Origin of the sequence: Mesorhizobium sp. C372A (genome assembly GCF_030323245.1) — a bacterium.
Lineage (GTDB): Bacteria > Pseudomonadota > Alphaproteobacteria > Rhizobiales > Rhizobiaceae > Mesorhizobium.
Map to the genome: position 1 here is coordinate 157056 of NZ_CP100475.1, position 13848 is coordinate 170903.

The window sequence follows — 13848 nt, forward strand, 5'->3', positions numbered from 1 at the left end:
TAGATGTGAGCTTTGGGGGGTTGTCCATTCGGACCGGACCGAGGAGACTGGAGTTACCAGGCTTCAGCACTCACCGGAGAGTCCGAATGAACATCCACAAGAATGCCCGTCTCACGCCGCCGCATCGAGAGGAGATGGTGCTGTCGGTGATAGAAGGTGCTTTTTCCCAAGCCCATGCGGCGCGCGTCTACGGCATGTCGGCCAAGATCGTGGCGCGCTGGGTCGAGTGTGTCTTCGACAGTTCCTGCACGTCGATGATGCCGGCGCGTAGCGGATCGCCTCGAAGGCGACAGCATGAGAAAGCAAAAAACACCGCCGCTCTTGACCGACGCCGAAAACGGCGAAATCGATCGCAAATGAGCTCAACCAGGCAACCGAGGACCGACCCTATCCTGCTGTCCGCGACTTAGTGAAACTGCTGTCCGCGATTTAGCGGAACGACTGTCCCGTTTTGCGAAATGCGCACCTATCGGTGGAGACGTGGCCTGGGACGCGGGTGAACAAGCTCTGATGCGCGGGTTGGTTACCGCATGTCCATGTATTCGTCCGGGGCTGGTCCTCTCTTACAACGGGCGTCGGCATTGCCGGCCACAAAGCGGTGCCGGGAATTCCCCATTCAATGCCACGTCCCCGCCGATGGGCGCGATGATTATGTTATATGTCGTCGCGACCGAGGATCAGGTTCCTGCCTGCTGCTCATCCGCTCGGGCGATGGCCCACATGAAAGCAGCGAGTTCCCGAGCTATTGCGGTCACAGCCACGGTGCTGCGCTTGCCATGCGCGATCAGGGCCCTGTAGCGCTTGGTCAAGCGCGCCTGTGCGTTCGGCGCTATGTCTCGCACGACTTCAGGCAGGTGGCGGCTTTCGAAGTATTTTCTTTTCCCCAATTTGGCCGGATAGCGGTAAGTCCAGGCGCTTTCAGCCAACACGCGGCGCACTCGGGCATTGCCAGCCTTGGTGATCCCGCCCCGTCGCACGGCGTCTCCGGTCGAGCGCTCCGAGGGGACAAGTCCGAGATAAGCCATCAGCTGTCGCGGGTTGGCAAAGCGGCGTACATCGCCGATTTCGACCATGAAGGTAGCCGCACAAATGAGCTGGACCCCACGCAAAGCCTGCAAGCGTTCGACTACCGGCGCGAGTGGCCAGTCGAGCAGGCCGTCTTCGATTGCCTTTTCCAGGCGTGCTACTCTTTCCCGGCACTGCGACTCTGCGAGGATCAACTCCTGCAGGACAGCGTCCTGACTGCGGTATGAGAAACTCAGTCCATGCAGCCATTTGAGATACTTTGTTCCCCAGGCCTTCAGGCCCGAATAAATCTTGCCATGTCGCAACAGGAAGGATCGAATCTCCTGCCGCTTGCGGGTTCGATCCTTCACCGCAGCCTCGCGGGCGCGGATCAGGTCACGCATAGCCTCATGAGCAGCGTCCGGTGTCCAGATCTCCGTCAGCTCACCGGCACGGAACAGCCGGGCAAGTTTCTCGGCATCGCGGCGGTTCGTCTTGACCCGATCACCAGGCTTGCGCGGGATCAGAGACGGAGCAATCACGGCGCACTCGTAGCCAAGCGCTTCGATCTCCCGCTTCAGACCGTATCCGGTGGGTCCAGCCTCATAGCAAAATCTCAATCGTACACCCGGGCGTCCGATCTTGCGGACGAGGCGGCGCACTGACGCACTATGGGAGGATATCTCTCCGACATATCGAACCTCGCCGTTACGCCCGCTCTCGGCGAGAGCAACAGCATGCCGATCCTTCGAAACATCCAATCCTACAAAAACTTCGCTATATTCTTCCATGGTTCGTCCTCCCGGCATGAGGATAGGCTCGATGAGCAACCCTCGTTTCAACCACTGCCAGTGTAGGGCGAACCACCTCACAGCCGGCAACCGGAAAGGACATAAGGTCTTACGCATCACAGGCGGCAACCACAGAAGAAATGAAGAAATTACCGGTCTCGCAAGAGACGAGGGAGGTGGCATCTGCCCTCGCAAGCACGTCATCGCCGTTCGAGGATCTTTGGGTAAATGCCGTCCATGGGGAGGAACTCATCGATCAGTCGCTTCGGGGAGCATCTGTCGGTGGGGTATCGCCAATCGATATCGCCCGATTACTGCTCATCAGACGACGCCCAAAGCCCTCCCGTCATCAGGCATCGATACGCCACTCCACCGGCCACGACCGTGCCGACGCCGGTAGAGCCAGCTCACACCATCTTACATGTGTTCATAGACGTTTATGGAGAGGTATTGGATCGGCTGCTCTAGGAACTCTTCCGGCCCGTGCCTGGCGGCGGCGTCTAAAAACAATGCGTCTGTAGGCTCTAGCACGTACGTTCGATCGGCATGCCGATAAACCATTTTGCCCGACAGCATGTAAATAAACCTCACCCCGGCATACCGGAACCCTGTGTAAGGGACGGCGTCGTCTCGGAGGGTCACTAGGTATGGATCGAGATGGATTTCGCCTGCAAGCGAGTGGCCAAGCAACTGATAAATGTGCCCAATCTTTGCACCTCGCCTTGAAATTTGGACTCCTGTCCCACCTTTCACGAATGAGCAGTCACGATTTTCTTCACTCTCGACAAACAGCTGAGCAATCGGCACATTCAATGCTTTAGCCAGATCACTTATTTTGGTGAGCGATGCGACCGTTGCGCCGTTTTCAATTTTAGACAGAGTACCGGCCGAAATGCCTGCCGCCGCGCTAAGTTCGCTAACTGTCAGCTCGCGCAATCTCCGAAGTCGCCGTACCTCGGCACCAAGTTTCGACTCCACTGACCGAGGAGTCGCTGCTTCTGGCTCGGATGGAGCGATTCCAAGCTCAAATTCAAACGGCGATCGCAGTGGACTCAATTTTTTCGATTGTTGCATTGTGCATATCACACTCTTTGGAGGGATTGGATAGGTGTACAACACTAGTTTAGTGGTCGGCAAGAAAGCTAAAAACCCTGATCCCCTTGAATGGCTGCCTAGCCCCGTAAAGCTGAAATCACCTCCACGATCGCGGCTAAACGTTGAGGTTTCATATGCCCAAGTCGACCACCTTTCGTAGGACAAAGCTCCTTCATGGCACGCGAGCGAACGGGCCCAGACGCCATTCGGGATCAGTCTCCTGCCAGGACGATCGGCCGCCGATGGATCCACGGCTTAGCTTCTTCGAGATCGCGAGCCATTCGTACAAGCGTAGCTTCGTCGCCGAAGCGTCCGACGATCTGAATACCAATAGGCATGCCCGTTCGTAAAGTTTGAGGGTTACCGGCTCTAAGGTATGCGCGTTGATCGTGCGGCCCATGGCGCGCCCCGACGCTTCAAGCGAACTCGCGCCGAGATCTGAAAACGAGAGCATTATTCTAATGAACTCTTCGAAGGCAAAAGGCGGCTCGATCTCCGTTACCTGATGACCCATTTCCTCTAGAAGTGCGGCGGTCGAGTCGACCACTTACAGGACTTCTGAGTCGATACCAAGGTTCCCCCACGTAGTCCTCGCGACCCCGACCCGCAGAGTGCCGGTGGGCTGCGAAAGCTCTTGGCAATAGGGACGGTCTGGCTGCACAATGACAAACGGGTCACCGGGATGGGGACCAGAAAACACGTCCAGGGCAGCAGCAGCCATATCCCGTACGGTACGACAAAGAACAAACTCTCGGTTAACGCCGAACGCGGAATCCTGGTCAGGCCCGCTAGAAACACGACCTCTGGATGGGTTCAGTCCCACAACAGGCCAAAAGGCTGCAGGCCCACGTATCGATCCACCACTGTCGTTGCCATGTGCAATTGGAGTTATTCCTGCGGCCACCGCCCGGCGGCTCCTCCAGAAGAGCCTCCCCGTGGTGCGTTCCAGGTTCCAAGGGTTCCTTGCTATGCCGTTGGGAATGGTCTCGGTGGCGCCGGACAATGCAAGCTCCGGTGTCATTGTTCTTCCCACAGTTCTAAGTCCTGCCGCTCTGGCGCGGCGGAAGAAAAAGCTGTCGGTATTTGATCGATTGCCTTTGAACAACCCACTCCCTTTTTCCTGAAGGCGGCCAGACAGCTCCAATATCCTTGCGAAGAAATGGGACGCCATTGAAAGAACCGGAATCAGCACCGGCAAAGGTCTCAGCATCGTCGTAGAACTCGACGACCGCGTTGATGCGAGGGTTAACCGCGTCATAAACTTCCCGAGCCAGGCGCGTTATCTCTACGGCAGTTACCTCACCCGAATTCGCAAGACGGCTCAGGCCGGTGGCATCGTATTGTACGTATTCATCGATATCCATTTTACTGGTCCACCATTTACTCTTCTAGCCTAGTCCCATTGCTGCAATCACCACACAAATTCCGCAAAAGGTACAGCAGCATCTTGGACGTAACCGGTGCCTACCCTGACTCACTTGTCCAAAGACCTTGGACGCTGTGCCGACACGCAATGGCGTCTTCCTCGGTCGGCCTCCCGCTATCACCGCCGGCTTGCTTTGAAGAATATTCCCTGCCCGCGCGGAAGAGAGACTCAATACGATCGTCTCGAGGCAATTTCTGCTACCGCCTCGATTTCCACAGCCATGCCTGAAGGGAGCGCGTGTGTGCCTGATGCAATACGAGCGTGCTTGCCTGCGTCACCTAAGACATCACAAATCAGGTTGGATGCTGCGTTCAGTACCCGGGTCTGATCTTCAAAACTCTCTGTGCAGCGGACAAAGCCGGCTATCCGGACCATCTGTCTGATCTTACTAAGATCTCCATCACATGCATGGAGGAGCTGGCTCAATATGTTGATTGCGCAAATCCTAGCGGCGTTCTCGCCGTCTTCAACCCCCAGGGTTCCTCCCACGACTCCCTTATATACGAGTTGGCCATCCCTCCTTGGACCTTGTCCGGCCACGAATATCAACGACCCTGTACGAACGTAAGACAGGTAATTGCCTTGCGGTGGATTAACCGAAGGAATTGTAATGCCGAGGACCGCTAAGCGCCTACCAATCGTGGTCATGTGACTTCTATCTCTGACATCTAAACAAGTGTGCGGATATGTGACGACATACTAGCCCTGGATGCACGTTCGGAAAAACAAGTCGCTTACTCGACAAGAAACCAGCCTATTGATAAGGGTGCGACCTTTCGTGGGACCTAAATTCTTCTTGGAATCATCGTCGACCCGACCGCTCGCTCGACTTCTCGGAAAAGGTCTAAGGCCGAAATAATTCTCCTCGAATTGGCAGAAATCGTAACACCGCTCAGAAGATTGACATGTTACGATGGCGTTCGCCTGCATTGCCAAATCTCCGCTCAAGATAATGTAGGGCAATAACTGAGGGCACACTGACTGCGAGGAAGAAAACCCCCACCATCGTCATCGGCTCGACATAGCGGTAATTTATGTTGGCAACTATCCGGGCTCGGCTCATCAGCTCCACAACGGTGATCGTGGCGAGCAAAGGCGTTTCCTTAAACATACCTACTACATAGTTCCCAAGGGCGGGAAGCATCGGGGGAACCGCTGTCGGGATTATTATGTATCTCCACGTTTGAAGACGATTTAGGTTTAGTGCCTTGGCGGCCTCCCACAACCCCTTATCAACGCCCTCGATACCGGCGCGGTATACCTGCGATGTATAACTCGAGTAGTGAATGCCGAGTGCAAGAACGCCTGCCTGCAAGGGGGTTAGATAGATGCCGATATCTGGAAACACATAGAAGACGAAATAGAGCTGCACAAGCAGCGGCGTACCGCGTACGAAGTCGACACCGAGTCTCAGCGCTGAAGAAATAGTCGGCCCGGCCGATCTAAATCCTACCGCGATCGCAAGTCCAAGCAGCAGTGCAATTGCGGATCCTAGCACACTTGCTAGGATCGTAATCTTCACTCCCTCAACGAGCTCTGGGAGTATTTGGAACGCAAATGACCAATCCCAAGTCATTGGACTTCTTCCTTACCCCGGGAAGGTCGCCAGCCGCCGCGCTCAAACCATCGCATCAGTGCCCAAAAAAACATCGCTAATCCGAAGTAGATGACCATTATGGTAAGGAAGGGTACCGCAGCATCGCCGGTTTGCGTTCGCACAGTTTGGGCGCGAAAGGTCATATCCGACAACGAAATAAGCGAGACAAGGGAGGTGCCCTTAAGTATCTCTACGATGTTGTTTGAGAAAGGGGGCATCATGAGCTTTAGCGCTTGAGGGAGCAGTACATAGCGAAGCCGCTGCCTCTTTTTGAGGTTTAATGCGATGCAAGCTTCAAACTGTTCGCGGGGCAGTGCGAGCATTGCACCTCTCACGACCTCAGACATGTAAGCGCCGCCATTAAGACCAAGAACAAGAATGGCAGCCTGAAACGGCGTCAATGAAATGCCTAAGAAAGGCAGGACGAAGTAGGCCCAGAATAGTTGTACCAACATCGAGGTGCCCCGGAATAACTCCATGAAAATACGTGCAGGAACTCGCACCCATGCGGTATTTGCCAGGCGTGCAAAGCCGACCGCGAAAGCTACTACGGCTGCCAGCATGCTGCCTAACAACGTAAGTTCCACAGTGAGAACCGCACCTGACAGGATTAGCGGAAGGTACGCAACCGAAGATGGCATCACAAGCTCACTCCGGCAGCTACGATCTTGCGAAGAAAAAGCTTCGTCCGATCTTGTTGCGGATTACGGAAGATTTGTTCCGGCGGACCCTCCTCCACAATGCGTCCTCCATCCAGGAATAGAACACGGTCGGCGAAATCACGAGCGAAGCTCATTTCATGAGTAACAAGGAGCATCGTCATGTCCGTCTCGTTCGCAAGCTTTCTAAGGACGTTCAAAACCTCTTCCACCAGTTCAGGGTCAAGTGCGGACGTGACCTCATCGAAAAGCATAATGTTGGGCTTGAGGGCGAGTGCGCGCGCAATCGCAACGCGTTGCTTCTGCCCTCCTGACAGTTCAGCCGGCAGGGCGTTAGCCTTATGCTCCATCCCAACCATTTCCAGGAGGCGCATGGCTAGCTCCCTCGCCTCAGCTTCGGCCACGCCTTGGGTCAGAACGGGGGCAAGTGTGACGTTGCGCAAGACAGACATATGAGGAAACAGATTGAAGTGCTGGAACACCATACCAATGTCCCGACGCATCTTGTGAAGGTGCTCCTCCCTCCGACGGGAACTGAGGGCGTCAATCGTGGGGCCCAAAAACGGTCGACCGTTTATGGCGATCTCTCCTTCCTCGATCGTCTCAAGGGTCATTAGAATACGTAGAATGGTGGTTTTTCCGGACCCGGATGCTCCAATCAGCGCCAACTTTTCACCGGGAGATACCTTGAGTGAAAGATCAGACAAAACGCGGTGAGCACCATAAAATTTACTCACGCTGTCGAATTGAACCATAGGCGGTGTCATTAGTTCCTCGAAGGTGGTCACAGGGCTGGTCGAACGCAAAGGTTTCCCGACGGGGCCAAGCTCGGACACGAGCTTGGCCCCCGAAGATCTTATTCTACTTGCTGCAAAGCTGCGCTGTACTAACTTTATCTGACCCGATTGCCGCCCCTTCCATTTTAAATCGCCTCAAAATGGACAGGTATTCTCCGCTTGCTCGAATTTTAACAATACCCGCGTTATAGGCATCTCGTAACTCGGTATCGTTTTTGTTGAAAGCGGCTCCTTGACAGCCAGGTGTAGTATCGATGGCGTCTACGTACTTGAACTTGGTCTTATCTACGAGCCGGCCATAAAGATCGGTGGTGCCGATTGTGCCATAGAGAAACACATCGATCCTGCCATCCGCTAGAAGCTTTACGCCGCTGGTAGCATCAGGGAAGATTACAATCTTGTCCTCGGGAACGCCTGCCGCCAAAGCCTTTTTCTGTGCGGTGCAACCTCCGCATACGCCCACTCTCACACCTGCTGCAGCTAGATCTTTTATCCCTTGCACCTTACCAGCCAGTGAGTTGGCAACGATGAGTGCATCCCCGTCACATATCAGGGGCTCTGAAAAGTTCACAGCGCTGCACCGTTCCGGCGTAATCAACAGACTCCCAGTTGATGCGAATGAAGCGCGTTTAGATTGCACTGCGGGGATCATCGCCCCATATTCCATCACAGCCCCAGCAAACTTGGTAATGCCGGCTTCGCGCAAAATTGCCTTGTCCAGTTCCGGACCTGCTCCGGTGGGTGAACCATCTTCTCCCATAAGGGCGTAGGGCGGTTCGTTCGCAATGGCGATCGTAACACCGTCGGATTTCGCTACTTTCACCGTCTGCGCAAATGCATAGCATGGCGCCGTGACACCGACAAAGAGAACCAGCAGCACGCGGCTAAAGCGTGACAGCTGACGTTGAGACCTTCTAAGCATGGCAGTTCCCCATTCTATTTTGATGCTGAACAACATGAACGAGCTTCAACGATCGCCACCAGCAATACAGACGATAGCCGCCAGATCGATTTTCCTACGCCGACAACTGGTTTCGTCTGACGAAACTCGCTCGGAGTTTTTGATCCAGACAATGCTAATGTCAATACCCCTGCGAATTTTTGTTGGGCTGCCGACATTGTCCATGTTCGCCACGGTCAGTCCCTGGACACCATCCTCGCGCTATTGCATCAGTCTGGGCCGATACCTCGTCTCAGCAGGCGCAATCGCTTCGATGGCGAATGGCAATGCGGTGCCGATGAAAGGGACATCGCGAGGCGTCCTTTGGGTTGCCGGCTCCGACAAGAATGCGATGGGACCCGCGCCAAGGGGTTCTCCGCCCCCGCATCGGCTTTATGAGAGCCGGACGATCTGGCCGAGCGGAGCGTCCCTCGTGGCGGTATAGGCCACGCGTTTTTCCATCGAGGCCACACGACGAAGAGAAATCCCGACTAGCGTCTGAGGGAAAAAGTTTCCTGTGTCTATTGACATCGCCGGTATCAGCGAGGAAAAGATATGCGTGTTTCGTCTAACGAAAATTTTTTTCGTTAGACGCGAATAAGAGACATATCCGCCTGCGGACCAGTCAGCGCTTTTTGGCGGCTGCACTGCTGGCTAAGTCATGCGTATAGACGGGAATGGCGTTTATGGGTCGATCACACATACTTTTCTCCAGTTAGGCATGGAGGCGGAGATGAGCAAATCTAGCAACGCTCTCTCGCGAAGCCCCAATCATTTCGCAATCGCTAGCCTTTAGCGGTCCTGTGGGGCCGAAGGGATTTAGCCATGAAATTTCCTATCTGACGCACGACAAGGACAGGTACCATGATACTTAGCGAATTTTCGCAGGGTGAATATGAAAATAGGTGCGAACGCGCATGGAAGTTTATGCGCGAACAAGGCATGGATGCGCTTCTACTCACTGGAGACGTAAACCGTCGTTATTTTACCGGCCATCGGACGCAGTTTGGGGTGAGTTATTCCCGCCCTATGTTTTCCGTATTGCCATACGGAAAACATCCGTTCGCTCTCGTTTCCGAGAGCGAAGGCTATACTGCCAAGGATGTCTGTTGGATAAAAGATATTCGTACCTGGTTCGGGTTTGCGGACGATGCTCTTCCGGTTCTCGCTGATATTTTAAAAGAACTGAAGCTTGATCGCAGTCGGGTCGGAGTCGACTACGGAAGCGAGATGCGGCTGGGCATGCCGGTACCTTCCTTTAAAACGCTGCAAACGCTCGTGCCAAACGTCGAATTCGTCGATGGTTCTGAGGTGATTTGGGCCACCAGAATGCTAAAGTCCAAGGCCGAGATTGAATATATTCGACGGGCATGCACTGCGAATGAGAATGGTTTCCGCCAGGGATGGAGAGTTGCTCAGCCTGGAATGACAGAGCGGGAGCTTCACTGCCATCTGTCTATCGCTATGCTGGAAGGCGGAGCAGATCGCGTATTGTTCCTGCCTATCAATTCTGGCGAGGGAAACTACTTCAAAGTTGCAATGGAACCCACGGAGCGTAAGCTTTTAGAAGGCGACACAATTTGGTGCGATGCAGGCGTGACTGTTCGTGGATACTGGTCTGACTACAATCGTGTAGCAGCCGTCGGCCGCGCGAGCGAAGATCAGAAATCAGCCTACCGGAACGTTTGGAATATCACCCGTGCCTGCATAGAAGCGGTCAAGCCTGGTATCCCACTGTCTGCGATCTCCGACATCGCGAAAAATGCATTCAAGGGTCCTGGTCGCATCGGCCATGGATCTGGCCTCGACATAACTGAGCCACCATCCATCAGATCCGAGGACGAGACGATAATCGAGCCGGGAATGATCCTTCATGTCGAGCCACGGGTCGTCCTGCCGTTCGGGTGCTTCCAGGTTGAGGAGGTTATAGCTGTTACTGAGAACGGCTACGAGTTCTTGAGTACTCCTGCGCCCCAGGAAATCCCAGTCACCGGTGAAATCTAAACAGGTCAGGGGGATCTTCCATGTCCAATGTTTCCGATTTGCTCGCCCAACTGGTTGGAATTGAGAGTATCAATCCGAATCTGTCCACCACGGGAAGCGGCGAGGCAGCAATGGCTGCCTACGTCGCTAAGTTCTGTGAAAGTAACGGAATAGAATTCGAGATTCAGCCGGTAAGCGAAGGACGCAATAACGTTCTGGCTTGGGTGCGCGGAACCGATCCGGATAAGCGCGTTCTATTCGAATCACACCTGGATACTGTTCCAGTTAAAGGGTGGCAGCGAAATCCATTTGCTGCTGAAATAAAGGGCCGCCGGATGTATGGGCGGGGGACGTGCGACACGAAGTCATCGCTCGCAGCGATGTTGCATGCCTTGGTCACAATCAAGAAGGATAAGCCCCGAGCGACCATATTTGTCGCTGGGACAGTCGACGAGGAGTATCAAAAGAGTGGTGCTCGAGCACTCGTCCAATCAGGCTTAAAGTTTGAAGCAGCAGTTGCGGGCGAACCCACCAACCTGGAGGTGGTGGTTGCCCACAAGGGATCGGTGCGCTGGTGGATTGAAACGATGGGCCGGGCAGCGCATAGCTCCAAGCCCGAACTTGGGTTGAATGCAATCGCAGGTATTGCACAAGTTATACCCGAGCTTGTACGCCTCGGCGATGAGTTGCGTGCGAGACACCCCCATCCATTGGTGGGGGCGCCGTCACTGACAATCAGTCTAATCCAAGGTGGGAGTGATATTTGTACGGTGCCCGCAAGCTGCCAGATTTTTCTCGACCGGAGGCTGGTTCCAAAAGAAACCCCAGCCGGTGCAATTGACGAAGTTGAAAAACTTCTCGCTGACTTGCGCGAGAGGCATCGGGACCTAGAGGTTCGGTCGGTTGTTCCTGCGGTTGAAGATCCGCCGCTAGAGGACGCCACTGGATCGCGCATCGCGGAAGTGGCCGCGGAGGCATGTCGCAGCATAGCAGGTACAGGGGCGACGCTGCATGGCGCCCCTTGGGGCACCGATGCAAGTCAGCTTCAGCTCACTGGAGCCAAATGCGTGGTTTTAGGGCCAGGTGACATTGCCCAAGCCCATACGATCGATGAATACGTTGATTTGGATGAGGTTGAGAAGGCGACGGAAATCTATTTTCGCATGATGCAAACCTACTAAGCGAACGAAAGCCATATAATCTCGAGAAAGTTGCTCAGCGTAGCGCACCAAGGAGACATCGATGGTTGGACGCTTACTCGTTTGCCGATCCTGCGGCGCGCAATATCCGTTTTCTCCTCGCTTTACGCCGTGCGATGCATGTCAAGGGCCGCTGGATGTGGACATAGACATCCGGGAAGCCTTTAAGCGCGTGCCGCCAGGCGCCTTTGAACAATCAGGCGGCAACATTGCGAGATTCGCGCCATTCTTCGCGATTTCGAATGGCAACGACTTCGTGACACTCGGTGAGGGGGGGACGCCGCTCTTTCTTCATGCGAGGTTAAATGCGCTGATCGGAATGCCAAACCTCTTCATCAAGAACGAAGCAGCCAATCCGACTTGGTCCTTCAAAGATCGGTTGAATGCGGTGAATGCAAGCCTTGCACGCGAGTTTGGATTTTCTAATCTCGCTGCAGTATCAACCGGCAACCATGGGGCCTCCGCGTCGGCCTATGCGTCGGCTGCCGGCTTGCGCAACATCATCTTTCTGTCACACGGAGCGCCCGAAATTTACGGCCAGATGATACAGGCCTACGGTGGCACTTCAGTACTCACCGACTGGCACCGGTCCGCCAGCCTTCTAGCTCACCTCGTTAATGAGAAGGGCTGGTATCCGTCGAAAAGCTCACTGCCGACACCGATCAGCAATCCGTTTGGTTTGCAAGGCTATAAGTCGATCGGGTTCGAAATAGTGATCGCCTTGCGGCCGCGCGTGCCAGACTACATGCTAGTGCCTGTCGGCAGCGGCGACGATCTTTATGGAACGTACAAAGGCTTTCTAGAGTTGCGAGAGCTTGGTATTATTGACCGTATCCCTGCCTTCGTAGGCTGTGAGTCCGCAACTGCGAATCCATTGGCGCGCGCGCTTGCGGCCAATTCTAACCATGTCGGGAAGGTCGAAGATCCGCAGACGATGGCAGTTTCGCTAGGCGCGGGCATTTGCAGCGATCACGCGCTGCGCGCGGTACGCGGGTCGGATGGTTTTGCATGTTCCCCGACTGATTCAGAGATCCAAGACGCGATGCAACTGTTCGCTTCCGTGGGTCTCGTAGCGGAATCATCATCGTGTGTCTCGCTTGCGGCGGTACGACGCCTCCTTGCGGAGGGCCGTATAGCTGCAGATGCTACCACGGTCGTTACTTTGACCTCAGCTGGGATCAAATGGCCGCACGAGGTTGCCTCACTTGGTAAGCCCCCAGCATTGATCGAAGGTCGAACGGACGCACTCGATGCGTTGGTGGACGGTCTGGATGGCTTGTCGCGAGCAGGAAGTTATCTCGCGTCCCCACCCGCATAGCGGCGGAAGAGCCCCGGAGCTACCTGGCTCATGCGTTCGAACGGGTTTAAGATGGAAAATTCGTTGATAGAGGATGTCGAGATGAAAACGAGTTCGGCAAGTGACGCAAAAAGAGTCGGGGTCATTGTTCCAATCCTAAGTGATAACGACATTGCATATGAAATAATCGACGATAGTTCGATATGCAGATTTCTTGTTGAGCACGATATGCCCGGCGCTGAGTATATCTCACTGAACATTCCATACGATCCCGATGTATCGGAGGGATATTTTACATATTACGAGCGTATGTCGAACGAGAACACGCTATCGGCTGCTGCGTACGAAATAAGCAAGAAAAAATGTAATTCAATTGCTTACGCCTGCACCTCTGGTAGTTTCTTTAGAGGATTAGAGTACGCACAGCACCAAGTAGATGTGCTTTCGAAAAGCGCCGCAGTCCCCGCTACGAATACATCGATGGCATTTTTAGCTGCGCTTGACGTACTCGGTGCTAAGAAGGTTGACGTAGTGTTGCCCTACGCACCAGAAATCGGGAGATGGTTTGCCTCGTTTCTGTCAGAGGTCGGAGTCAGTGTTGGAACCTTGTGGCATATGAAGCCTACCGAGAGCGGAAGCTTTTTTGAAATGGATTGTGAAGCCGAGCTGGCGGAATTCGTGGCCTCTAGGCCGTCTTCCAACGATCCGATTCTAATCCCCTGTACTGAACTAAGTTCGTTGAGACGAATGGAACTTTTTGAGAGAGTTTCGGGGAGGCCGGTCCTTGCCGCAAACCAAGTGACTGTTTGGCATGCACTTACCCTTGCCGGTGTGACACCAAACATCTCAGATTCAGGTTCATTTTTTAGGTCATATGCTCAGGCCGCCGATGAAACGTCCACATTGCCTTTGCGAAGCACGGTGAGAGACTGACTTTGGTTTTCACCACTAATGGTTGCCCCCTGTTGTTGTGGGAAAAGCCTGGTTCAAGCGTCAATCCGCCGTCTGCAGAAGCCAAGAAGTGAATTAAACGAGTGAGGTTGTGGTTCCTCTCGGGAG

14 protein-coding genes and 1 pseudogene are annotated in these 13848 nt (G+C 54.3%); 5 read left to right on the top strand and 10 right to left on the bottom strand.

Annotated features, from left to right (window positions below; translation table 11 throughout):
- Positions 1-86: 86 nt before the first annotated feature.
- Positions 87-227, top strand: a pseudogene (locus tag NLY42_RS31920) (IS481 family transposase); the annotation flags it as partial.
- A 450-nt stretch (positions 228-677) separates the two neighbouring features.
- On the opposite strand, the gene NLY42_RS00685 reads toward NLY42_RS31920, so the two are convergent.
- The 10 genes from NLY42_RS00685 to NLY42_RS00730 all read right to left on the bottom strand — a co-directional run bounded on the left by NLY42_RS00685 (position 678) and on the right by NLY42_RS00730 (position 8328).
- On the bottom strand, positions 678-1796 hold the full coding sequence (locus NLY42_RS00685; RefSeq protein ID WP_286488989.1) for an IS110 family RNA-guided transposase: 1119 nt from the start codon (positions 1794-1796) through the stop codon (positions 678-680).
- Between the two features lie 417 nt (positions 1797-2213).
- Positions 2214-2870, bottom strand: coding sequence for a helix-turn-helix domain-containing protein (locus tag NLY42_RS00690; protein WP_031245019.1), 657 nt, complete (start codon positions 2868-2870; stop codon positions 2214-2216).
- Between the two features lie 193 nt (positions 2871-3063).
- Positions 3064-3438: a hypothetical protein gene (locus NLY42_RS00695; protein WP_023756129.1), complete on the bottom strand. Its 375-nt coding sequence runs from the start codon at positions 3436-3438 to the stop codon at positions 3064-3066.
- Positions 3439-4035 (bottom strand): amidase family protein, encoded by a 597-nt coding sequence (locus NLY42_RS00700; protein WP_245263605.1) that lies wholly within the window; start codon positions 4033-4035, stop codon positions 3439-3441. It lies immediately after the preceding gene.
- Positions 3929-4255 carry a hypothetical protein gene (locus NLY42_RS00705; RefSeq protein ID WP_023756130.1) on the bottom strand — a complete coding sequence of 109 codons (327 nt, stop codon included), beginning with the start codon at positions 4253-4255 and terminating at the stop codon, positions 3929-3931. The genes NLY42_RS00700 and NLY42_RS00705 overlap by 107 nt, the downstream gene beginning before the upstream one ends.
- A gap of 230 nt (positions 4256-4485) precedes the next feature.
- Positions 4486-4965: a RidA family protein gene (locus NLY42_RS00710; RefSeq protein WP_084779918.1), complete on the bottom strand. Its 480-nt coding sequence runs from the start codon at positions 4963-4965 to the stop codon at positions 4486-4488.
- 244 nt (positions 4966-5209) lie between these two features.
- Positions 5210-5893, bottom strand: coding sequence for an ectoine/hydroxyectoine ABC transporter permease subunit EhuD (ehuD, locus tag NLY42_RS00715; protein WP_023756131.1), 684 nt, complete (start codon positions 5891-5893; stop codon positions 5210-5212).
- Positions 5890-6555, bottom strand: a complete 666-nt coding sequence (gene ehuC / locus NLY42_RS00720; protein ID WP_023756598.1) for an ectoine/hydroxyectoine ABC transporter permease subunit EhuC — start codon at positions 6553-6555, stop codon at positions 5890-5892. The genes ehuD and ehuC overlap by 4 nt, the downstream gene beginning before the upstream one ends.
- Positions 6555-7340, bottom strand: coding sequence for an ectoine/hydroxyectoine ABC transporter ATP-binding protein EhuA (gene ehuA / locus NLY42_RS00725; protein WP_031245021.1), 786 nt, complete (start codon positions 7338-7340; stop codon positions 6555-6557). Before ehuA ends, ehuC begins: the two co-directional genes overlap by 1 nt.
- A 94-nt stretch (positions 7341-7434) precedes the next feature.
- Positions 7435-8328 carry a transporter substrate-binding domain-containing protein gene (locus NLY42_RS00730; RefSeq protein ID WP_023756134.1) on the bottom strand — a complete coding sequence of 298 codons (894 nt, stop codon included), beginning with the start codon at positions 8326-8328 and terminating at the stop codon, positions 7435-7437.
- 846 nt (positions 8329-9174) lie between these two features.
- Between NLY42_RS00730 and NLY42_RS00735 the strand changes: the two genes are divergently transcribed.
- From NLY42_RS00735 to NLY42_RS00750, 4 genes are all read left to right on the top strand, one after another.
- Positions 9175-10314, top strand: a complete 1140-nt coding sequence (locus NLY42_RS00735; RefSeq protein ID WP_023756135.1) for a M24 family metallopeptidase — start codon at positions 9175-9177, stop codon at positions 10312-10314.
- 20 nt (positions 10315-10334) lie between these two features.
- The gene (locus NLY42_RS00740) at positions 10335-11474 is read left to right on the top strand and encodes a M20 family metallopeptidase (protein WP_023756599.1); all 1140 of its coding nucleotides are present in this window, start codon (positions 10335-10337) and stop codon (positions 11472-11474) included.
- Positions 11475-11535: 61 nt separating this feature from the next.
- Entirely contained in the window at positions 11536-12810 is a 1275-nt protein-coding gene (locus NLY42_RS00745) for a pyridoxal-phosphate dependent enzyme (protein WP_084779920.1), read from the top strand.
- Positions 12811-12873: 63 nt separating this feature from the next.
- Positions 12874-13722, top strand: a complete 849-nt coding sequence (locus tag NLY42_RS00750; RefSeq protein ID WP_198022240.1) for a maleate cis-trans isomerase family protein — start codon at positions 12874-12876, stop codon at positions 13720-13722.
- Positions 13723-13848 lie beyond the last annotated feature (126 nt).